Source organism: Pseudomonas sp. PDM27 (genome assembly GCF_019219205.1).
Classification (GTDB): domain Bacteria; phylum Pseudomonadota; class Gammaproteobacteria; order Pseudomonadales; family Pseudomonadaceae; genus Aquipseudomonas; species Aquipseudomonas laurylsulfatiphila.
In genome coordinates this window covers 332,033-352,660 of record NZ_JAHUWF010000005.1, presented here as the reverse complement: position 1 = coordinate 352,660, position 20,628 = coordinate 332,033, and the positions used below count along the sequence as shown (strand labels likewise).

The following is a 20,628-nucleotide window of genomic DNA, read 5'->3' as shown; positions in this document are numbered from 1 at the left end:
GGCAAGGCTGAAGGTAAGATGGGCAACCATCGGGACGTTTTGACGCAGCAGAGGTCAAGATGCCTCGGGAAAGCATCCATAAAGCAGGAGTCATTCAATGGCCCGTATTAGTGTTGAACGTGCCCACGGCCTGGGCAAGGAAGCGGCTCGCGAGAAGGCCGACAAGCTGGCGCAGAAACTTTCCGATCAGTATGGCCTGGAGCCGCAGTGGTCCGGCGACACCCTGAACCTCAAGCGCTCGGGTGTGAAAGGTGCGGTGCATGTCACCGAGGATTCGATTCGTGTCGACGTGGAGCTGGGCCTGATGATGTCGGCCATGAGCGGCATGATCAAAGCGGAAATCGAGAAGGCGCTGGACAAGGCCCTCGTGTGATCCCGAAAAGATCGCAGCCTTCGGCAGCTCCTACACAGGCTCGCGTTTACCTGTAGGAGCTACCGAAGGCTGCGATCTTTTCCAAAAGGCACACTCATTCATGTCATTTGTTAGGGTGCCGTTTCTAATTTTTCTCCCTACTTTGTGCCAGAGCCCGACACTTATCCGGGCAGTTCCTCAAACCTTCTGCGCGTGAGGTGCACCATGGCCAAAGTTATTTTGAAGAAAAAAATCGACGCATCGACCAGCACGCTGGGCGACGTCAAATCCTATGCCCGCAAGATCTGGCTGGCAGGCCTGGGCGCCTATGCCAAGGTCGGCCAAGAGGGCAGCGAATACTTTCAAGAGCTGATCAAGGCTGGTCAGGTTGTTGAAAAGAAAGGCAAAAAAGTAGTCGCTGAGAAACTCGAAGCGGCCAATGCCGAGATCGTTGAAGTCAAGAGTGAAGTCAGCACTTTCAAAGGCCGTGTCGAAGTTCAACTCGACAAGGTCGAGAAGGCGTTCGACACGCGTGTCGCAAGTGCCTTGAATCGTATCGGCATTCCGTCTAAACATGACGTTGAGACACTCTCTGCTAAGCTCGATGAGCTGACGGCATTGCTCGAACGTGTCGCGCGTAAATCTTAAGGAGAACGGGATGGCTGTTAAAAAGAAAACCGAAAAAGAAGGCAGCTCGTGGATCGGGAAGGTTGAAGATTACTCCCGAAAAATCTGGCTGGCTGGTTTAGGCGTGTACTCGAAGATCGACACTGACGGCAGCAAACTCTTCGATGCATTGGTCAAGGATGGCGAGAAAGCCGAGAAGCTCACCAAGAGCGCTGTTGGCAAGACAGTCGACGCCGCAAAGGACTCCGCTTCTTCGGCCAAATCGCGCATCAGCGGCGTGAAAGATCGTGCACTGGGCAAGTGGGATGAGCTCGAAGGTGCTTTCGACAAGCGTCTGAACAGTGCCATCTCGCGTCTGGGCGTACCGAGCCGCAACGAAGTCAAGGCACTGCACAGCAAGGTCGAAACCCTGACCAAGCAAATCGAAAAACTGACCGGTGCCAAGGTTGCGCCTGTCGCGGCGAAAACCGCGGCGGCCAAGCCTGCTGCCAAGACTGCCGCCGCCAAGCCAGCCGCGAAAACTGCTGCCAAGCCACTGGCCAAAGCAACGGCTAAACCTGCTGCCAAGCCTGCCGCTAAAACGGCCGCCGCCAAACCAGCGGCCAAACCGGCTGCTGCGAAAGCTGTCGCCAAGCCGGCTGCCAAGCCAGCAGCGGCCAAGCCTGCGGCTAAAACAGCTGCAGCAAAACCCGCCGCCGCCAAGCCGGCAGCCAAACCTGCTGCTGCGAAAAAACCTGCAGTGAAGAAGCCGGCAGCTCCAAAAGCCGCCGCGCCAAAGCCAGCAGTAGCAGCTGCCAAGCCGGCAACCCCGGCAACCCCGGCAGCAGCTCCGGTCAGCGCCTCGAACTCCGCGACCGCACCAACCCCTGCTGTCACCCCGACTGCCGCGCCAGCTCCATCGACGCCAACCAGTCAGTCCTGATTTTCAGGGCTCAAGAAAACGCCCGGCCTGCCAAGGTCGGGCGTTTTTGTTTGTGCGCGGATTTCTGAGCGACACAAACCCACTGTGGGAGCGAGCTTGCTCGCGATAGCGGTGTATCAGTCGACATCCATGTTGGCTGAACAGACGCCATCGCGAGCAAGCTCGCTCCCACAGGGTTGGCGGGTGTCAGGCTTACTCGTGTGCTTCCAGGTACTGCATCGCCATTTGCTCCGTCGCCACTTTGATCGGTGGCAACAGATGCGGCGCCACCAGCATCATGATCTGGTAAACCACCAGCCGTACCTCGCCTTCGCGATCGAGAATACGCTGGTAATCCAGTGAAAACAGCAGGGTCATGGTGATCTGTTCCACCAGTTGCCCTAACGCCTGGGTGTCGCTGACCAATTGCCCTTGAGCCTTCAATCGTGCGAGCAACGACGCCAGTGTGCGCTTGAGTGCATTGAGCAGGTTGCGAATGCCCTTGGCCAGTTTCGGCAGGCGTCCGGCGAGGTTCGACAGGTCCTGGAACAGAAACCGGTAATGGGACAGGCGCTCGACGATCAGATGCAGGAACAACCAGTAATCTTCGGGGCCCAATTCGACGTCGGCCGGTGGGTCGAGCAGCGGTTGCAGTTCACATTGGAAGCGCTCGAACAGCCCGAGTATCAGCGGTTCCTTGCCGTGAAAGTGGTAGTAGAGGTTGCCCGGGCTGATGCCCATTTCATTGGCAACTTCCATGGTGGAGACATTCGGTTCGCCCTTCTGATTGAACAACTGCAGGGCACATTCGAGGATCCGGTCGCGGGTTTTCATCCAGTCTTCTTAATGATCGGGTCTTGCCACGGCCGGCAGCGGCCGCGGCTCGTTGAACGTCAGCGCACGCGCACGTAAGTACCGGGTGCTGCCTCCATCGGTGGGTAGTTCTGGTTGCCGAGGGCCATGTGGGTTTCCTTCTGCGCGCCGGAGCGTTCCTGAATCCAGCCCAGCCATTGGGTCCACCAACTGCCGTCGACATGTTTGGCGTCGTAGTACCAGGCACGGGGATCGCTGCTCAGTTTGCCGTTCTCGACGTAGTTGGCTTTCGGGTTGCTCGGCGGGTTGAGGATGCTCTGCACATGACCGCTGTTGGACAGCACGAAGCGCCGTTCGCCACCGAGCAACAGCGTCGAGCGATACACCGCGTCCCACGGTGTGATGTGATCGTTGATGCCGGCGACGCTGAAACTGTCGACGGTGACCTTCTGCAAATCGATCGGCGTGCCACACACTTCCAGTCCGCCCGGGTGGGTCAGCGGGTTGTGCTTGAAGAAGTCCAGCAGGTCGCCATGCAGGGCGGCCGGCAGGCGCGTGTTGTCGTTGTTCCAGTAGAGGATGTCGAACGCCGGTGGCTCCTTGCCCAACAGGTAGTTGTTGACGAAATAGCTCCAGATCAAGTCGTTGGGGCGCATCCAGGCGAAGACCTTGGCCATGTCACGGCCGTCCAGCACGCCTTTCTGATAGGAGCGGCGCTTGGCAGCCTCCAGCGTCTGTTCGTCGGCGAACAGCGTAGCGGGGCTGTCCAGCTGACTGTCGAGCAGGCTCACCAGGTAAGTCGCGCTGGACACTCTGCGCAGCTGCCGCTTGGCCTGCAAGTGACCTTGCAGCGCGGCAATGGTCAGCCCGCCGGCGCAGGCGCCCATCAGGTTGACCTCGCGTGCGCCGGTGATCGCCCGGCAGACATTCATCGCTTCTTCCACGGCTTCGACGTAGGTCGAGAGCCCCCATTCGCGGTGACGCACATCCGGGTTGCGCCAGCTGATCATGAAGGTTTGCAGGCCGTTTTTCAGGGCGTACTGGACGAAGCTGTTGTGCGGGCTCAGGTCAAAAATGTAGTACTTGTTGATTTGCGGCGGCACCACCAGCAGGGGCTTGGAATACTGCTTTTCGCTCATCGGCTTGTACTGGATCAACTCCAGCAGCTCGTTGCGAAACACTACGGCACCGGTGGTAGTGGCGACCGTCCTGCCGACCTCGAACGCTTGCTTGGTGACTTGCCGGGGCAGGCCGTCGTTATGCAGCAGATCGTCCACCAGATGGCCGATGCCCCGCACCAGGCTGTTACCGCCGGAATTGAACAGCTCCTTGACCGCCAGTGGGTTGAGCAGGCTGTTGGAGGGCGATACGGCGTCGTTGAGCAAGGTGAAGGCGAAGTGGGCGCGGGCGCGGTCGTCCGGGCTCATGTTGCTCTCGTCGATCCAGCTTTTGACCTGTTTCTGCCAGCTCAGATAGGCCTGCAGGCTACGGCGATAAAACGGGTTGAGGCTCCACGCCGGGTCGGCGAAGCGAGCGTCGTGCGGGTTGGTCGGGTGCAGGGTCTCGCCCAGCAGCACGCGGCCAAGCTGACCGCCGAGTTTGAGGGCATGCCGGGCGCTGTGCAGTGGGTTGCGCAAGCCATGGGCGGCCACACTGCGCAGGGTCGACAGCAGATCCCGGCCACGCAGACCGGTAATCGCACTCTGTGCATTGATGAACGCGGCGGGAGTCGCCAAGGACTCCCTCGCTGGTTTCTCGCGCATGATTCAACACTCCTTCGTCTTCAGGCCAAAAACAAACACACTGAACCAGAACACCATAGACGCTGTAACGGGTTGTTGCGCGGCGTGGCGTCCTGCCGACCGCTGAGGCAGTGCTTTAACTGCCCAATGGCGCCGGACGCGGATGCATCACCGCGCGCTGGCGCTCCTCCTCCAGGAATTTCATGATGATCGGGGCCACCGCTTCGGCCCGGGTAATCAGGAACAGATGACCGTCATCGATGATGTGCAACTGGGCGTTGGGAATCCGCCAGGCCAGCAAGCGCATGTTGACCAACGGGATCAACGGGTCATCGTCGCCGGCCAGCACCAGGGTCGGCTGGCGGATCTTGTGCAGCCAGTGGATGCTGGTCCAGCCGAGGCCGGCGAACAGCTGCCAGTAGTAACCGAGCTTGCCCGCCGAGCGCACCTTGGCTGCATGGCTGGCGGCGAGCGTCGGGTCGCGACGGAACGCACCCCCGTAGATCATCGGCGCAATGCGGATCACGTGGGACGGCTGGATGTAGCGTCGCGGGCTGGCCATCATCCACAGCACTTTCGGTTTGCCCGGCACCATCACCGCACCCGCCGCCGTGGCGGCCAGCACGAGTTTCTTGCAGCGCTCCGGATAGTCATAAGCAAACTGCTGGGCCAGGGCGCCACCCCAGGACACGCCGATGACGTTGACCTGCCCGTAGTCGAGGTAGTCGAGCATCCGCGCCGTGAGCTTGGCCAGCCCCGGAAAACGATACGGCCGGTTTGGCGTCGACGAACCGCCGACGCCGGGTACGTCGAAGGCGATGACTTCCAGGTCCGGGTCCAGCGCGGCAATGAACGGGAACACCAACTCCAGGTTGGCGCCGATACCGTTGAAAATCAGCAGGGGCGTCAAGTGAGGCTTGCCGGGGCGTACCGCCGTGCGGAGCGTCTGGCCATCCAGGTCGACGGTACGGAATATGAAGGGTTGCGGCATGCTTCAGGCCCTGTGGGTCGCTTTTTCCAGTTCATCCCCGCCCCCTGTGGGAGCGAGCTTGCTCGCGATAGCGGAGTGTCAGTCGGCGCATATGCCAAACCAGCCACCGTCATCGCGAGCAAGCTCGCTCCCACAGGGAAGTCGAGGTGTGTCAGTTACCGCTCATGTACATAAGTGCCCGGTGCAGCTTCGCCCGCCGGGTACGCCTTGTTGCCCAGTTTCAGCGGAGCTTTTTTCAGGTTGCCCGAGCGCTGTGCCTGCCAGGCCTGCCAATGCAGCCACCACGAATCGGCGTGCTTGGTTGACTCTTCCTGCCAGTCATCGGCATTGGCGGGCATTTCGGTGCTGGTCATGTAGCGCGATTTCGGATTGCCCGGCGGGTTCAGGATGCTCTGGATATGCCCGCTGCTGGACAGCACGAATTCAACATTGCCGCCGAACAGTTGCGCTGACTTGTAGCAGGAGCGCCACGGGGTGATGTGGTCGCTGGTCCCGGCCAGGGAAAAGATATCGGCGGTGACCTGCTTCAGGTCGATCGGTGTGCCGCACACTTCCAGTGCATTCGGACGAATCAATGGATTGCTTTTGAACATTTCAATCAGGTCGCCGTGGAACGCAGCCGGTAACCGGGTGGTGTCGTTGTTCCAGAACAGGATGTCGAATACCGGTGGCTCGTTGCCCAGCAGGTAGTTGTTGACCCAGTAGTTCCAGATCAGGTCGTTGGGGCGCATCCAGGCAAAGACTTTCGCCATGTCGCGGCCTTCCAGCACGCCAGCCTGATAGGAGTGGCGCTTGGCGCTTTCGAGGGTTTGTTCATCGACGAACAGCGCCACATCGCTGTCCAGGGTGGTGTCGAGCACACTGACCAGCAGCGTGAGGGCGTTGACCTTGTTCTCGCCAATCGCTGCGTAATGGCCCAGCAGCGCGGTGCAGGTGATGCCGCCGGAGCAGGCACCGAGCATGTTCACGTCCTTGCTGCCGGTGATCGCGGTGACCACGTCGACCGCTTCCTTGAGCGCCTCGATGTATGTCGACAGGCCCCACTCACGCTGCTCCTTGGTCGGATTGCGCCAGCTGACGATGAAGGTTTGCACGTTGCTGCGCAGGCAGAACCGCGCCAGGCTTTTCTCCGGGCTGAGGTCGAAAACGTAGAATTTGTTGATTTGCGGTGGCACCACCAGCAAAGGGCGCTCGTGCACCTGTTCGGTGGTGGGCTTGTACTGGATCAGCTCCAGCACGTCGTTGCGAAACACCACTGCACCTTCGGTCACGGCCAGGGTCTTGCCGACCTCGAATGCCCCCATGTTGACCTGGCTCGGCATGCCGCCGTTGTGTACCAGGTCCTTGGCCAGATGCGAGAGGCCGTCGAGCAGGCTTTTACCGCCGGTCTCGAAAAAACGTTTGACCGCTGCCGGGTTGGCCGCCGTGTTGGTCGGGGCCAAGGCCTCGGTCATGAGGTTGATCACGAAGTGCCCGCGGCTGACGTCCTTGGCCGGCAGGTTGCTGTCATCGATCCAGTCGTGGAGTTCCTTGCGCCACGCCAGATAGGTTTGCAGATAACGTTTGTAGAGCGGGTTCTGGCTCCAGGCCGGATCGGCGAAGCGACGGTCATCGCCATTCGGAAGAAGTTCGGATTTGCCTAGCAGTACGTTCTTGAGTTCAAGACCGAAATGGGCGACATGCTTGGCGCTGTGAATCGGTTGTTTGATGGCCTGCCTGAGCACCATGCGAGCAGAAGCCAGTAGATCTTTTCCACGCAATCCAACGACAGGATTCAGCCCCAAGGTGTTTTCGGAGGCTTGTTGCTTCAAGTCATCGTTATTCTTGTTACTCATCTACGACGCTCCAATGTCCTGAGACGAGTACCCGGGGCCTGCTGTGCAGTCACACAACCAATGCCAGGTACTGCTGCTCGGGTGACCGTTAATACTGCATCGCTGCTTTTGTTCGCAGTGAGCACTGCAGGGAACTTGCCAGTTCCATTGGTTACCCGAGTTTAATTTTTTTCGCAAGCAGGCCAATCGACGGCCCTGAAGCGGAGCATTCAAACAGATGAAATTAGAAAATGCCCTCTAAAGAGCAAGAGGCTCGGATTAGAGCATCAGCTTGACGACGGATTCGTTCGGGTCGCGGGTTTTTCCGGCCGCTTTGAGTTCGGCCAGATAATCTTCCCAAAGTGCGTCATAACGTCGCGCCAGTTCGTAGAGGTATTCCCAAGTGAACAGGCCGCTGTCGTGACCGTCATCGAAGGTCAGTTTCAGTGCGTACTGACCGGCCGGTTCTACCTTGGTCAGGCCGACGTTGATCTTGCCAAATTGCAGGATGGGTTTGCCGTGGCCCTGGACCTCGGCGGAAGGAGAGTGCACGCGCAGGAACTCGGCGGGCAGGGTGTATTCCTCGCCGGACGCGTATTTCAGCGACAGGGTTTTCGAGGCTTTGTGCAGCTTGATGTCGGTGGGGATCATGACCGGATGTCCGCTGTGTGGAGATCCTTGTGGGAGCGAGCTTGCTCGCGATTGCGGTATCACATTCAACATGAATATCGAATGAGATGGCCTCATCGCGAGCAAGCTCGCTCCCACAGGTTCTCTATCGCTGTAAGAGTTGCTTACAGGATATAACGGGACAGGTCTTCGTTCTGCGCCAATTCGCCCAGATGGCTGTTGACGTAGTCGGCGTCGATCTGGATCACCTTGCCGTCATGGGTGCTGGCCAGGTCGCCGGCGCTGAACGACACCTCTTCGAGCAGGCGCTCGAGCAGGGTGTGCAGGCGACGGGCACCGATGTTTTCGGTTTTCTCGTTGACCTGCCAGGCGATCTCCGCGATGCGCTTGATGCCACTCGGCTGGAACTCGATGCCCAGGCCTTCGGTTTTCAGCAGTGCGCAGTATTGCTCGGTGAGCGAGGCGTGAGGCTCGCTGAGGATACGTTCGAAGTCTTCCGGGCTCAGGGCCTTGAGTTCGACACGGATCGGCAGACGGCCTTGCAGCTCGGGCACCAGATCGCTCGGCTTGCTCAGGTGGAACGCACCGGAAGCAATGAACAGGATGTGGTCGGTTTTGACCATGCCCAGCTTGGTGTTGACGGTGCAGCCTTCGATCAGCGGCAGCAAGTCGCGCTGCACGCCTTCGCGGGATACATCGACGCCACCGGAATTACCACGCTTGGCGACCTTGTCGATTTCGTCGATGAACACGATGCCGTGCTGTTCGACGGCTTCCAGGGCCTTGGCCTTCAGCTCTTCATCGTTGACCAGACGGCTGGCTTCTTCGTCGCGCACCATCTTCAGCGCTTCTTTGACCTTGAGCTTGCGGGCTTTTTTCTTGCCCTTGCCCATATTGGCAAACAGGCTTTGCAGCTGGTTGGTCATTTCTTCCATGCCCGGTGGCGCGGAGATGTCGACGCCGGCCATTTCGGCGACTTCGATTTCGATCTCCTTGTCGTCCAGCTGACCTTCGCGCAGGCGCTTGCGGAACAGCTGGCGGGTGTTGGAATCGGCAGTCGGGGCATCGTCGTTGCTGAAGCCCATGCGCGCCGGTGGCAGCAGGGCGTCGAGGATCCGCTCTTCGGCAGCGTCTTCGGCGCGGTGGCGAACCTTGACGATTTCCTGCTCGCGCAGCAGCTTGATCGCGGCATCGGCCAGGTCACGAATGATCGATTCGACGTCGCGGCCGACATAGCCGACTTCGGTGAACTTGGTCGCTTCGACCTTGATGAACGGCGCATTGGCCAGTTTCGCCAGGCGACGGGCGATCTCGGTTTTGCCGACGCCGGTCGGGCCGATCATCAGGATGTTCTTTGGCGTGACTTCAACGCGCAGCTCTTCAGGCAGCTGCATGCGGCGCCAGCGGTTGCGCAGGGCAATGGCGACGGCGCGCTTGGCATCGTCCTGGCCGATGATGTGGCGGTTGAGTTCGTGGACGATTTCACGGGGAGTCATGGACATAATATTCAGTGGACCTCAAGCAAGAATGAGCCGTGGTGCGATGGCTGCACGGGCTTACTCGGCGCAGTCCTGCTCCTCAATGGTCTGGGTGTGGTTGGTGAATACGCAGATGTCGCCGGCGATGCCGAGGGCGGTTTCGACGATTTCCCGGGCTGACAGGTCGGTTTTTTTCAGCAGCGCGCTGGCTGCGGCCTGGGCGTAGGCGCCACCGGAACCCATGGCGATCAGGCCGTCTTCGGGTTCGACCACGTCACCGTTGCCGGTAATGATCAGGGAGGCGTCCTTGTTGGCGACCGCGAGCATGGCTTCGAGGCGGCTCAGGGAACGGTCGGTGCGCCATTCCTTGGCGAGTTCGACGGCGGCGCGCACCAGGTGGCCCTGGTGTTTTTCAAGCTGGCCTTCGAAACGTTCGAAGAGGGTAAAGGCGTCGGCGGTGGCACCGGCAAAACCGGCAATGACCTGGCCGTGGTACAGGCGGCGAACTTTTTTCGCGTTGCCTTTCATCACGGTATTACCAAGGGAAACCTGGCCGTCGCCGCCCATGACGACTTTGCCGTGGCGGCGAACTGAAACGATGGTGGTCAAGGGAAGAGTCTCCACGCAGCGGGGCGAAAATGCCTTATGCCCATTCATATGGGGGTGGTGGAGGGTTTTTCAACTGTAAGGCGAGAGAGGGGACGAGTGGTGTGAGGCAGACGGGTGCTGTGGTGTTTGCCAAGGCCCCTTCGCGAGCAAGCCCGCTCCCACATTGGATCGCGGTCGAATGTGGGAGCGGGCTTGCTCCGGGCGGCGTTCCGACGAAGAACGATGACGCGGTGCCTGTGGCAGTCGATTAGCGGCTCTGGCGTTGTTGTAACAACAGATTGCTGAAGCCGGCGCCGGCCAGTTGTTTCTGGGCAGTCGTCAGTTGTTCGCGGTTGCTGAACGGTCCGACCAGCACCCGATACCAGGTTTCGTCCTTCACCGTCCCGGACTCAACCGCCACAGCCTGGCCCAGCAGGATGATCTGCGCCCGAACCTTGTCCGCATCGGTCTCTTTGCGGAACGAGCCAGCCTGCAGGAAAAACTTCGTCACAGGCGCAGCCTTGACCGGTGGCGCTGGCGGCGGCGTGATCCCGGCCAGGGCTGCCTGGGCGCGAGCCGTGTCGATCTTCGCCGCTTCGGCCGGGGTGACCGGCGTGGTCGGTATGGCCGGCACTTGCGGCGTCGGCAGGGTTTTTTCCGGCACGGCATCCGGCGGCACGATGACTTCCGATTCCGGCAGCAAGGTGTAGAAGTCGTACTTCGGCTTCACCGGTTGCGTCGGGCTCGGCGGGGTCTTGTTGGCCTCGGCGATCTTGCTGGCTTTCTGCTGTTGCTCGACTTTTTCACGCTTGACCGTGTCGCTGCCCTTGCCCGGTTCCAGCTTCATCAGGAACACGATGAACGCGCCGACCGTCAGGCCGATGGCCATCCACAGCCAGCCCGGGATCGGTTGCTTTGCAGGAGCTTGGTAACGGCTGGCGCCACGCTTGGGTGCAGGTTTTTTCTTGGCAGCCAACTTACATACGCTCCAGAGTTTCCAGGCCCAAGAGTTCCAGGCCTTGCTTGAGGGTGCGTCCGGTCAGCGCGGCGAGGCGCAGGCGGCTCTGCATTTGTGCCGGGGTATCGGCGGCGAGGATCGGGCAGTTCTCGTAGAAGCTGGAGAACAGGCCGGCGACGTCGTACAGGTAAGTACAGAGGATGTGCGGGGTGCCTTTTTCGGACACGTTGTTCAGTATCTCGCCAAACTGCGCGAGCTTCGCCGCCAGTTCGTGTTCGTGCGTCGCTTCGAGGACGATCTGGCCGTCGACTTCGCTGAAGTCCTTGCCGAGTTTGCGGAACACGCCGGCCACGCGGGTGTAGGCATACAGCAGGTAGGGCGCGGTGTTGCCTTCGAAGTTGAGCATCAGGTCGAAGTTGAAGCTGTAGTCGCTGGTGCGGTGCTTGGACAGGTCGGCATATTTCACTGCGCCGATGCCCACGACCTTGGCGATGTTGCGCAACTCGGCCTCGGCCAGCTCCGGGTTCTTGTCCTTGACCAGGGTGTAGGCGCGTTCCTGGGCTTCGGTCAGCAGGTCGATCAGCTTCACGGTGCCGCCATCACGGGTCTTGAACGGACGGCCGTCAGCGCCGTTCATGGTGCCGAAGCCCATGTGTTCCATTTCCATCGGATGGGTCACGAAACCGGCCTTGCGCGCCACGGCGAACACTTGCTGGAAGTGCAGGGCCTGACGCTGGTCGACGAAGTACAGCGCACGATCGGCCTTGAGCTTGCCACTGCGGTAGCGCACGGCCGCCAGGTCGGTGGTGGCGTAGAGGTAGCCGCCGTCAGCCTTGACGATGATCACCGGCAGCGGGTCGCCGTCGGCGTTCTTGAACTCGTCGAGGAACACGCACTGGGCGCCGTTGCTCTCGACCAGCATGCCAGCGGCCTTCAAATCGTTGACTACGTTGATCAGGTCGTCGTTGTAGGCACTTTCGCCCATCACGTCGGCCATGGTCAGTTTGACGTTGAGCAGTTCGTAGATCTTCTGGCAGTGGGACAGCGAGATGTCCTTGAACTTGGTCCACAACGCCAGGCAGTCCGGGTCGCCAGCTTGCAGCTTGACCACCAGGCCCCGTGCGCGGTCGGCGAACTCTTCGGATTCGTCGAAGCGCTGCTTGGCGGCGCGGTAGAAGTTCTCCAGGTCCGACAGCTCGTCGCTGGTGATCGGGTTTTCCTGCAGGTAAGCCATCAGCATGCCGAACTGGGTGCCCCAGTCGCCGACGTGGTTCTGACGGATCACGGTGTCGCCGAGGAACTCGAGAACGCGGGCCACGCCGTCGCCGATGATGGTCGAGCGCAGGTGGCCGACGTGCATCTCCTTGGCCAGGTTCGGTGCCGACAGGTCAACCACGGTGCGCTGCACCGGGCCGGCCTTGCGCACGCCGATGTGGTCATCGGCCAGGGCGGCGTCCAGGCGGGTCGCCAGGGCGTCGGTGTTCTGGAAGAAGTTCAGGAAGCCGGGACCTGCGATTTCGGTCTTGGAAACGTTTTCGTCAGCCGGCAGCGCGGCGATGATTTTTTCCGCCAGATCGCGGGGCTTCATGCCGGCCGGTTTGGCCAGCATCATGGCAATGTTGCTGGCGAAGTCGCCGTTCTTCTTGTCGCGGGAGTTTTCCACCTGGATCGCCGGCGACAGGCCTTCAGGCAACACACCTTCGTTGACGAGTTGGGTGATGGCTTGTTGGATCAGCTGGCGAATGGTGTCTTTCATGGTCTTCTCTTTCGACCGCAGGCGCGGCGGCGCATCATGCGCTGGTGGAAAAACTGGGCATTATCCGTTGCGAAGACGGGCTTGCCAACCTTAGCAGGCAGGTTGTGGATGTGTGGTGACAAAAGAAGCAAAGATCGCAGCCTTCGGCAGCTCCTACATGGTAGGTGGTGAACGCCGAGCCCTCTGTAGGAGCTGCCGAAGGCTGCGATCTTTTGATCTCAATACAAATCCACCGGATCAACATCCAAAGACCAACGCACCGCCCGCCCGCTCGGCATCTGCTCCAGCACCAACAACCAACTGGCCAGCAACCGATGCAGCGGCGCCCGCGCCGTAGCCTGCAACAACAACTGCGCACGATAACGCCCGGCCCGTCGCTCCATCGGCGCCGGCACCGGCCCCAACAGTTCGATCCCGGTCAATCCCTGTTCAGCCAGCAAACGCTCGGCCTCGCTGCACGCCTCATCGAGAAAACCTTCGGCCTGACCCGGTTTATGCGCTTCGGCCCGCAGCAGCGCCAAATGCGCAAACGGCGGCAGGCCAGCCGCGCGGCGTTCGCTCAGGGCTTGTTCGGCGAAAGCGAAATAGCCCTGCTCGGTCAGTTGCACCAGCAGCGGGTGGTCGGCCAAGTGCGTCTGGATAATCACTTTGCCCGGCTCTTCGGCGCGGCCTGCGCGGCCGGCGACCTGGACGATCAACTGCGCCATGCGTTCGCTGGCGCGGAAGTCGCCGGAGAACAGGCCGCCGTCGGCGTCGAGGATCGACACCAGCGTCACCCTTGGGAAGTGGTGGCCTTTGGCAAGCATTTGCGTGCCGATCAGGATGCACGGCTGGCCTTTCTGAATGGTCGCGAACAGCTGGTTCATCGCGTCCTTGCGCGATGTGCTGTCGCGGTCGACCCGCAGCACCGGATAGTCCGGGAACAGAATCGCCAGGCGCTCCTCGGCCCGTTCGGTACCGGCGCCGACGGGGCGCAGATCGACCTTGTTGCACTTCGGGCACTGGCGCGGCACGCGTTCGACGTAGCCGCAGTGGTGGCAGCGCAGCTCGCCGTAACGCTGATGCACGGTCATTCGCGCATCGCAGCGTTGGCACTCGGACATCCAGCCGCAATCGTGACACAGCAGGGTCGGGGCGAAGCCGCGGCGGTTGAGGAACACCAGTACCTGCTGCCCGGCAGCCAGGGTCTGGCCAATGGCTTGCTGCATCGGCCCGGAAATGCCGCTGTCCAGCGGGCGGCTTTTCACGTCCAGGCGCAGGAAGCGCGGCTGTTTGGCCCCGCCGGCGCGCTCATTCAGGCGCAGTAGCCCGTAGCGGCCGGTGTAGGCGTTGTGCAGGCTCTCCAGCGAGGGCGTGGCGGAGCCGAGGACGATCGGGATGTTTTCCTGTCGCGCCCGCACCAGCGCCAGATCACGGGCGTGGTAACGCAAGCCTTCCTGCTGTTTATAGGAGCCGTCGTGCTCTTCGTCGATGATGATCAGGCCGGGGTTCTTCATCGGCGTGAACAGGGCAGAACGGGTGCCGATAATGATGTCGGCCTCACCGTCACGGGCGGCCAGCCAGGCATCGAGGCGTTCGCGGTCATTGACCGCCGAATGGATCAGCGCGATGCGGGCATTGAAACGCTGTTCGAAGCGCGCCAGGGTCTGCGGACCGAGGTTGATTTCCGGGATCAGCACCAGTGCCTGCTTGCCGGCCTCCAGGGTTTCGCGGATCAACTGCAGATAGACTTCGGTCTTGCCGCTGCCGGTGACGCCAGCCAGCAGGAACGCGTGGTAACTGTCGAAGCCGGCGCGAATGGCCTCATAGGCGGCGCGCTGCTCCGGGTTCAGTGGCAGTTCCGGTTGCGCCAGCCAGTGTTCGTGGCGTGCGCCGGGGGCGTGGCGACGGATCTCGACCTGCACCAGCTCCTTGGCCAGCAGCAAGTCCAGGCTGTCCTTGCTCAGCATCAGTTTGCTCAGCAACTGATGGGCGACGCCGTGGGGATGCTGGGCCAGCGTGGCCAGGGCTTCGCGCTGGCGCGGGGCGCGGGCGATGCGCGGATCATCGAGGCTGGCGCCCGGTGCGGCAGACCAGAAGCGTTCCTGGCGCGCTTCGGCCAGTTCACCCTGGCGCAGCAGCACCGGCAATGCCCAGCTCAAGGTGTCGCCGAGGCTGTGCTGGTAATACTGGGAGGTCCACAGGCACAGCTTGAACAGCGCGGGCGGCAGGGGTGGCGTAGCGTCGAGCAGGGCCAGGGCCGGCTTGAGTTTCTCGACCGGTACTTCGCTGGTGTCGGTAACTTCCACCAGGATCCCGATCATCTCGCGTCGGCCGAACGGTACCCGCAGGCGCATGCCGGGGTGCAGTTGGGCACGCAGGACGCCGGCCGGAGCGCGGTAGTCGAACAGGCGGCGCAGCGGCGAAGGCAGGGCGAGGCGCAGAATGGCGTCGGGCACGCGGGGGATTCTCTTTGCGGGCAGTAAATGAAAGGCTGGACCCATAACCTGTGGGAGCGAGCTTGCTCGCGATGAGGCCCTGTCAGTCAGCATTTATGTTGCCTGACACGACGCTATCGCGAGCAAGCTCGCTCCCACAGGGGAATGTGCTTTGGGCCGGGAGCCTAGCAGACGGTCGGTAGAAGCGACAGCTTGCGTGAACGGGATTGTCTGGTAGAATCCGCGGCCTAATTACGTGCGGTATTCAACAATAGTGTTGGGTGGCGGCACGCTAGCCTGAGGAAAACACCATGAAAGCGGATATCCATCCAGAATACCCAGCAGTTGCTGTTACCTGCAGCTGCGGCAACAAGTTCGAAACCCGTTCGACCTTCGGCAAAGCCCTGGCGATCGACGTTTGCAACGAATGCCACCCGTTCTACACCGGTAAGCAGAAGACTCTGGACACTGGCGGCCGCGTTCAGCGTTTCGCAGACCGTTTCGGTGCTTTCGGCGCGAAAAAGGCCTAAGGCCGATCAACTTGGGAAGCCGCTACGGTTTTTCCATGCTGATGAAAAAGGCGTCCCTCGCGGGCGCCTTTTTTGTGTCCGCGATTTGGCTGTCCGGCGCGCAGGCCTTTTGCCCGACGCCAGGCGGCCTGACACCCGTCGCGGTGCAGCGGGTGGTGGATGGCGACACCCTGCGTCTGAGCGATGGCCGCAATGTGCGCATGATCGGCTTGAACACGCCGGAGCTGGGCAAGCAGGGCCGTTCCGACGAGCCCTTCGCCGTGGCCGCGCGCAAGCGCCTTGAGGCATTGGTGGCGGCGAGTGACGGGCGGGTCGGGTTGGTGCCTGGCAAAGAAAGCAAGGACCATTACGGCCGCACGCTGGCCCATGTCTATGGTGCAGATGGCGCTAACCTCGAAGCGCAGATGCTCGCCGAAGGCCTGGGTTTCCAGGTGGCCGTGGCGCCGAACGTCGATCTGGTCGCCTGTCAGCAAGCCGCAGAGCGCAACGCTCGACAGGCCGGGCTCGGTGTGTGGCGCCAGTCGCCTGTACTGAAAGCGGAGCAGATCAGCACTTCCGGCTTTGCCGTGCTCAGCGGTCGTGTGAGCAAGGTGCAGCGCAATCGAGGTGGGGTTTGGATCGAGTTGCAGGACTCGGTTGTATTGCGCGTTGCACCCAATCTGCTGGCGCGTTTTGATGTGAATTCGCTGGAAAGCCTCAAGGGCAAGCAGATCGAGGCGCGCGGCTGGGTGCTGGATCGTTCGCGACGTGGCGGACTGAAAGAAGGGCAGGCGCGCTGGATGTTGCCCTTGACCGACCCGGCGATGCTTCAAGCGGTACAGTGATAAAAAATTGTAGACATTTTTTCCGTCGATTGTGAACAGTCCAGGCCTTGTGTGCCGTGGCTCTTGGCCCAAAGTCGTAGGGGCGGGCGCTTGACAGGGGTGACCAGTCAGTCTTGTGGGGACTTTGCGAGGCGCGTATCCTCGCTGACCAGTCTGTCCAACAGTAAAAAGCGGAATGCCAAAATGTCTGATCTGAAAACTGCCGCTCTCGAATATCACGCCAATCCTCGTCCAGGGAAGCTGAGTGTCGAGCTCACCAAGGCCACTGCTACCGCTCGCGACCTGTCGCTGGCCTACAGCCCGGGCGTAGCCGAGCCAGTACGCGAGATCGCCCGCGATCCCGAGCTGGCCTACAAGTACACCGGCAAAGGCAACCTGGTTGCAGTCATTTCCGATGGCACCGCGATTCTCGGCCTGGGTAACCTCGGCCCATTGGCCTCCAAGCCAGTGATGGAAGGTAAAGGCGTACTGTTCAAGCGCTTCGCCGGCATCGACGTTTTCGACATCGAAGTCGACTCCGAAAGCCCGCAGGCCTTCATCGACACCGTCAAGCGCATCTCCATCACCTTCGGTGGCATCAACCTGGAAGACATCAAGGCACCCGAGTGCTTTGAAATCGAACGCGCCCTGATCGAGCAGTGCGATATTCCGGTATTCCACGATGACCAGCACGGCACCGCTATCGTGACCGCGGCCGGCATGATCAACGCCCTGGAAATCGCTGGCAAAACCCTGCCGGAAGCCAAGATCGTCTGCCTGGGCGCCGGCGCCGCCGCCATCTCCTGCATGAAGTTGCTGGTGAGCATGGGCGCCAACATCGAAAACATCTACATGGTCGACCGTACCGGTGTGATCCACTCCGGTCGTGACGACCTGAACCAGTACAAGGCTGTGTTCGCTCACGCGACCGACAAGCGCACCCTGGCTGACGCCCTGCAAGGCGCTGACGTGTTCGTAGGCCTGTCCGGCCCGAACCTGCTGAGCCCTGAAGGCCTGCTGTCCATGGCGGCCAACCCGATCGTGTTCGCGTGCTCCAACCCTGATCCGGAAATCTCCCCGGAGCTGGCACACGCCACCCGTAGCGACGTGATCATGGCTACCGGTCGTTCCGACTACCCGAACCAGGTCAACAACGTACTGGGCTTCCCGTTCATCTTCCGTGGTGCCCTGGACGTTCGCGCCAAGCGCATCAACGAAGAAATGAAAGTCGCTGCGGCCAACGCCCTGCGTGAACTGGCCAAGCTGCCAGTGCCTCAGGAAGTGTGCGACGCCTACGGCGGCATCAAGCTGGAATTCGGCCGTGAGTACATCATTCCGAAGCCAATGGATGCCCGTCTGATCACCCTGATCTCCGATGCCGTGGCCAAAGCCGCCATCGAGACCGGCGTGGCGACCCTGCCGTATCCGAAGAACTATCCGCTGAAAAGCGTGGATGATGTGTTCAACGGCTAAGCCGTTGTAACGTTTCAACGAAAAGCCCCGGCTTGCGAGAGTCGGGGCTTTTTTGTGCCTGACAGTTTTGTGCCACCTGTCAGGGCCTCTTCGCGAGCAAGCTCGCTCCCACAGTGGGCGATGGTGTACATCGAATTTATGTACGCCGCTGATTCTTGTGGGAGCGAGCTTGCTCGCGAAGAGGCCGGACCAGACAACATCAAAACCGGCAGGCACAAAAAAGCCCCGCTCTTCTTTCGTAGGCGGGGCTTTTCAATATTGCTGCAATCAGAACAAATCGATCGGCGCAGCTTCATCTGCCGGCAGCGGACTGCCCGGCGCATTGCCGTTGCCGAGCTCGTTGCCCGACGGCGGCGTATCTTCGGCCTTGAACAGCTCGAAGTAGGCGCCTGGTGTGCCCGGGCTGGCTGCGCGACCGCTGACCGGATCGACTCGCAGGCTGAGGAGGCCTTCCGGCTCCGCTTGGGTATGCGGCGGCTTGCCTTTGAGTGCAGCGCCCATGTAGTTCATCCAGATCGGCAGCGCGACGGTGCCGCCGAATTCCTTGCGGCCCAGGCTTTCCGGCTGGTCGAAACCAGTCCACACGGTGGTCACGTAATCGGCGTTGTAACCGGAGAACCAGGCGTCCTTGGATTCGTTGGTCGTACCGGTCTTGCCGGCAATGTCAGGGCGGCCCAGGGCCAGTGCGCGGCGACCGGTGCCGAGCTTGATCACGTCCTCAAGCATGCTGTTGAGGATGTACGTGGTGCGCCCGTCAACGATGCGTTCGGCCACGGCGGGAGCTTGTGGTGTCGGCACAGTGCCCGGGGCTTCGCCCGGCGTCGCATTGACCGTGAAGGCTTGAGCCGCTGGTGCGGCAATGCCATCGCTGGCAGCGCCGCCCTGAGGCACGCTCGCCGGATTGGCGACGAACAGCGTGTCGCCGTTGCGGCTTTCAATCCTGTCGATGATGTACGGGGTGATCTTGTAGCCGCCGTTGGCGAAGGTGCTCCAGCCGGTAGCGATCTCCATTGGCGTCAGGGTCGCGGTGCCCAGCGCCAGGGACAGGTTGGGTGGCAGGTCCTGTTTGTTGAAGCCGAAGCGAGCGATGTAGTCGATGGTCTTGCCAACGCCCATTGCTTGCAGCAAGCGGATCGACACCAGGTTGCGCGACTTGTACAGCGCTTCACGCAGGCGGATCGGGCCGAGGAAGGTGTTGGTGTCGTTTTTCGGTCGCCAGACTTTGTCCAGGTACTCGTCGACGAACACAATCGGGGCATCGTTCACCAGGCTGGAGGCGGTGTAGCCGTTATCCAGTGCGGCGGCGTAGACGAACGGTTTGAAGCTCGAGCCCGGCTGGCGCTTGGCCTGCAGTGCGCGATTGTAGTTGCTCTGTTCGAAAGCGAAGCCGCCGACCAGGGCGCGAATGGCACCGTTCTGTGGGTCCAGGGACACCAGCGCGCCCTGGGCCTGCGGGATCTGGCTGAACTTCAGCGAGTTGTCCGGCTGACGCTGCACGCGAATCAGGTCACCGACCTGGGCCACGTCCGAAGGCTGCTTGGGGTTGGCGCCCATGCTGTTGGTGTTCAGGAACGGACGGGCCCACTTCATGGTGTCCCAGCTGACGTGTTCCTGGCCGGTGCGGGTCAGCACTTGCAGGCCGCTCTTGTCGACCTGGGTCACGATCGCCGGTTCCAGGCCGCTGATGGTGCGTTGCTTGGTCAGTTCGGTTACCCAGGCTTCACGCGTCTTGCCCGGAAGCCGCGACTCGGGGCCGCGATAGCCGTGGCGCTGATCGTAGGTCATCAGGCCTTCGTGGACTGCGGTGTTGGCCAGTTCCTGGAGGTCGCTCGGCACCGTGGTGGTGACGCGGAAGCCTTCGGTATACGCGTCGCTGCCATAACGCCCGACCATTTCGGCACGGGCCATTTCGGCGATGTACGGCGCGTTCACTTCCGGAGTCGGTACGTGATAGCTGGCGTTCAGCGGCTCGTTGATCGCGGCGGTGTAATCGGCCTCGGTGATTTTGCCGAGCTTGTACATGCGCCCCAGGATCCAGTCGCGACGTTCCTTGCTGCGCGCCGGGTTGGCCAGCGGGTTGAAGCGCGACGGCGCCTTGGGCAGGCCGGCAATCATTGCCATTTGCGCCAGGCTGACATCGCGGATCGATTTGCCGTAATAGACCTGCGCCGCCGCCTCGATGCCGTAGGCACGGTTACCCAGGTAGATCTTGTTGACGTACAACTCGAGGATCTCGTCCTTGGTCAGCTGTCGTTCGATCTGCAGGGCCAGCAGGATTTCGGTGGTCTTGCGCGAAAAGCTGCGTTCGCTGGTCAGGAAGAAGTTCTTCGCCACCTGCATGGTGATCGTGCTGCCACCGGACTGGATGTGTCCGCTTTTGACCAGTTGGGTCGCGGCACGCATCAGGCTGCTGGGATCGACGCCGTAGTGGTTGGCGAAATTGTCGTCTTCAGCACTTAGTAACGCATTAATGAAATTGGGGGGAATGTCGGCGAAACGGATCGGTGTGCGGCGCATTTCGCCGAACTCTGCAATCAACTTGTTATCGCTGCTGTAGACCCGCAAAGGAATCTGCAACTGGATGCTTCTCAGCGCCTCCACGGACGGCAGCCCGGGACTAAGGTAGAGGTACGCCCCGCTCAGACCCAGAAGGAGTCCGCAGAAAACCGCGACGATGGACCAACCGAAAAACTTCAGCAGACGAATCAAGGCTTTTGGATATCCAGGGCAAAAATGAATTGGGCAACAGGGTTCA

At 61.1% G+C, this 20,628-nt stretch carries 17 protein-coding genes; 6 read left to right on the top strand and 11 right to left on the bottom strand.

Annotated elements, in window-relative coordinates; all coding sequences use genetic code 11:
* Positions 1–97: 97 nt before the first annotated feature.
* From KW838_RS13750 to KW838_RS13740, 3 genes are all read left to right on the top strand, one after another.
* Positions 98–373 carry a polyhydroxyalkanoic acid system family protein gene (locus tag KW838_RS13750; RefSeq protein ID WP_102698558.1) on the top strand — a complete coding sequence of 92 codons (276 nt, stop codon included), beginning with the start codon at positions 98–100 and terminating at the stop codon, positions 371–373.
* Between the two features lie 204 nt (positions 374–577).
* Positions 578–1,000, top strand: a complete 423-nt coding sequence (locus tag KW838_RS13745; protein WP_218501339.1) for a phasin family protein — start codon at positions 578–580, stop codon at positions 998–1,000.
* A gap of 10 nt (positions 1,001–1,010) precedes the next feature.
* A complete protein-coding gene (locus tag KW838_RS13740) occupies positions 1,011–1,901 on the top strand; it encodes a phasin family protein (RefSeq protein WP_218501338.1) in 891 nt (296 codons plus the stop codon).
* A gap of 192 nt (positions 1,902–2,093) precedes the next feature.
* Here KW838_RS13740 and KW838_RS13735 read toward each other — a convergent pair whose 3' ends face one another.
* The 10 genes from KW838_RS13735 to KW838_RS13690 form a co-directional block, all read right to left on the bottom strand.
* Positions 2,094–2,714: a TetR/AcrR family transcriptional regulator gene (locus KW838_RS13735; RefSeq protein ID WP_218501337.1), complete on the bottom strand. Its 621-nt coding sequence runs from the start codon at positions 2,712–2,714 to the stop codon at positions 2,094–2,096.
* A 59-nt stretch (positions 2,715–2,773) separates the two neighbouring features.
* On the bottom strand, positions 2,774–4,456 hold the full coding sequence (phaC, locus tag KW838_RS13730) for a class II poly(R)-hydroxyalkanoic acid synthase (protein WP_218501336.1): 1,683 nt from the start codon (positions 4,454–4,456) through the stop codon (positions 2,774–2,776).
* 115 nt (positions 4,457–4,571) lie between these two features.
* Entirely contained in the window at positions 4,572–5,426 is an 855-nt protein-coding gene (phaZ, locus tag KW838_RS13725) for a poly(3-hydroxyalkanoate) depolymerase (RefSeq protein WP_007975576.1), read from the bottom strand.
* A gap of 155 nt (positions 5,427–5,581) precedes the next feature.
* Positions 5,582–7,261: a class II poly(R)-hydroxyalkanoic acid synthase gene (gene phaC / locus KW838_RS13720; RefSeq protein ID WP_007975578.1), complete on the bottom strand. Its 1,680-nt coding sequence runs from the start codon at positions 7,259–7,261 to the stop codon at positions 5,582–5,584.
* A 258-nt stretch (positions 7,262–7,519) separates the two neighbouring features.
* Positions 7,520–7,891, bottom strand: a complete 372-nt coding sequence (locus tag KW838_RS13715) for a gamma-butyrobetaine hydroxylase-like domain-containing protein (RefSeq protein WP_108230757.1) — start codon at positions 7,889–7,891, stop codon at positions 7,520–7,522.
* A gap of 143 nt (positions 7,892–8,034) precedes the next feature.
* Complete coding sequence (gene hslU, locus KW838_RS13710; RefSeq protein ID WP_007975581.1) at positions 8,035–9,372, bottom strand: HslU--HslV peptidase ATPase subunit; 1,338 nt, start codon at positions 9,370–9,372, stop codon at positions 8,035–8,037.
* A gap of 54 nt (positions 9,373–9,426) precedes the next feature.
* On the bottom strand, positions 9,427–9,957 hold the full coding sequence (gene hslV, locus KW838_RS13705; protein WP_007975582.1) for an ATP-dependent protease subunit HslV: 531 nt from the start codon (positions 9,955–9,957) through the stop codon (positions 9,427–9,429).
* Between the two features lie 247 nt (positions 9,958–10,204).
* Entirely contained in the window at positions 10,205–10,912 is a 708-nt protein-coding gene (locus KW838_RS13700; protein WP_095942351.1) for an SPOR domain-containing protein, read from the bottom strand.
* Position 10,913: 1 nt separating this feature from the next.
* The gene (gene argS / locus KW838_RS13695; protein WP_102698565.1) at positions 10,914–12,650 is read right to left on the bottom strand and encodes an arginine--tRNA ligase; all 1,737 of its coding nucleotides are present in this window, start codon (positions 12,648–12,650) and stop codon (positions 10,914–10,916) included.
* Between the two features lie 218 nt (positions 12,651–12,868).
* Positions 12,869–15,088, bottom strand: a complete 2,220-nt coding sequence (locus KW838_RS13690; protein ID WP_218501335.1) for a primosomal protein N' — start codon at positions 15,086–15,088, stop codon at positions 12,869–12,871.
* A 290-nt stretch (positions 15,089–15,378) separates the two neighbouring features.
* Between KW838_RS13690 and rpmE the strand changes: the two genes are divergently transcribed.
* The 3 genes from rpmE to KW838_RS13675 all read left to right on the top strand — a co-directional run bounded on the left by rpmE (position 15,379) and on the right by KW838_RS13675 (position 17,873).
* The gene (gene rpmE / locus KW838_RS13685; protein ID WP_008047849.1) at positions 15,379–15,597 is read left to right on the top strand and encodes a 50S ribosomal protein L31; all 219 of its coding nucleotides are present in this window, start codon (positions 15,379–15,381) and stop codon (positions 15,595–15,597) included.
* 35 nt (positions 15,598–15,632) lie between these two features.
* The gene (locus KW838_RS13680; protein WP_218501334.1) at positions 15,633–16,421 is read left to right on the top strand and encodes a thermonuclease family protein; all 789 of its coding nucleotides are present in this window, start codon (positions 15,633–15,635) and stop codon (positions 16,419–16,421) included.
* A 183-nt stretch (positions 16,422–16,604) separates the two neighbouring features.
* Positions 16,605–17,873 (top strand): malic enzyme-like NAD(P)-binding protein, encoded by a 1,269-nt coding sequence (locus tag KW838_RS13675; protein ID WP_007989306.1) that lies wholly within the window; start codon positions 16,605–16,607, stop codon positions 17,871–17,873.
* A 267-nt stretch (positions 17,874–18,140) separates the two neighbouring features.
* Here KW838_RS13675 and KW838_RS13670 read toward each other — a convergent pair whose 3' ends face one another.
* A complete protein-coding gene (locus KW838_RS13670) occupies positions 18,141–20,582 on the bottom strand; it encodes a penicillin-binding protein 1A (protein ID WP_102698568.1) in 2,442 nt (813 codons plus the stop codon).
* Positions 20,583–20,628 lie beyond the last annotated feature (46 nt).

Excerpts from the sequence above, each read along its gene's own strand:
- KW838_RS13750 (WP_102698558.1), top strand. The coding sequence starts at position 98 with ATGGCCCGTATTAGTGTTGAACGTGCCCACGGCCTGGGCAAGGAAGCG.
- KW838_RS13745 (WP_218501339.1), top strand. The coding sequence starts at position 578 with ATGGCCAAAGTTATTTTGAAGAAAAAAATCGACGCATCGACCAGCACG.
- KW838_RS13740 (WP_218501338.1), top strand. The coding sequence starts at position 1,011 with ATGGCTGTTAAAAAGAAAACCGAAAAAGAAGGCAGCTCGTGGATCGGG.
- KW838_RS13735 (WP_218501337.1), bottom strand. The coding sequence starts at position 2,714 with ATGAAAACCCGCGACCGGATCCTCGAATGTGCCCTGCAGTTGTTCAAT.
- phaC (WP_218501336.1), bottom strand. The coding sequence starts at position 4,456 with ATGCGCGAGAAACCAGCGAGGGAGTCCTTGGCGACTCCCGCCGCGTTC.
- phaZ (WP_007975576.1), bottom strand. The coding sequence starts at position 5,426 with ATGCCGCAACCCTTCATATTCCGTACCGTCGACCTGGATGGCCAGACG.
- phaC (WP_007975578.1), bottom strand. The coding sequence starts at position 7,261 with ATGAGTAACAAGAATAACGATGACTTGAAGCAACAAGCCTCCGAAAAC.
- KW838_RS13715 (WP_108230757.1), bottom strand. The coding sequence starts at position 7,891 with ATGATCCCCACCGACATCAAGCTGCACAAAGCCTCGAAAACCCTGTCG.
- hslU (WP_007975581.1), bottom strand. The coding sequence starts at position 9,372 with ATGTCCATGACTCCCCGTGAAATCGTCCACGAACTCAACCGCCACATC.
- argS (WP_102698565.1), bottom strand. The coding sequence starts at position 12,650 with ATGAAAGACACCATTCGCCAGCTGATCCAACAAGCCATCACCCAACTC.
- rpmE (WP_008047849.1), top strand. The coding sequence starts at position 15,379 with ATGAAAGCGGATATCCATCCAGAATACCCAGCAGTTGCTGTTACCTGC.
- KW838_RS13680 (WP_218501334.1), top strand. The coding sequence starts at position 15,633 with ATGCTGATGAAAAAGGCGTCCCTCGCGGGCGCCTTTTTTGTGTCCGCG.
- KW838_RS13675 (WP_007989306.1), top strand. The coding sequence starts at position 16,605 with ATGTCTGATCTGAAAACTGCCGCTCTCGAATATCACGCCAATCCTCGT.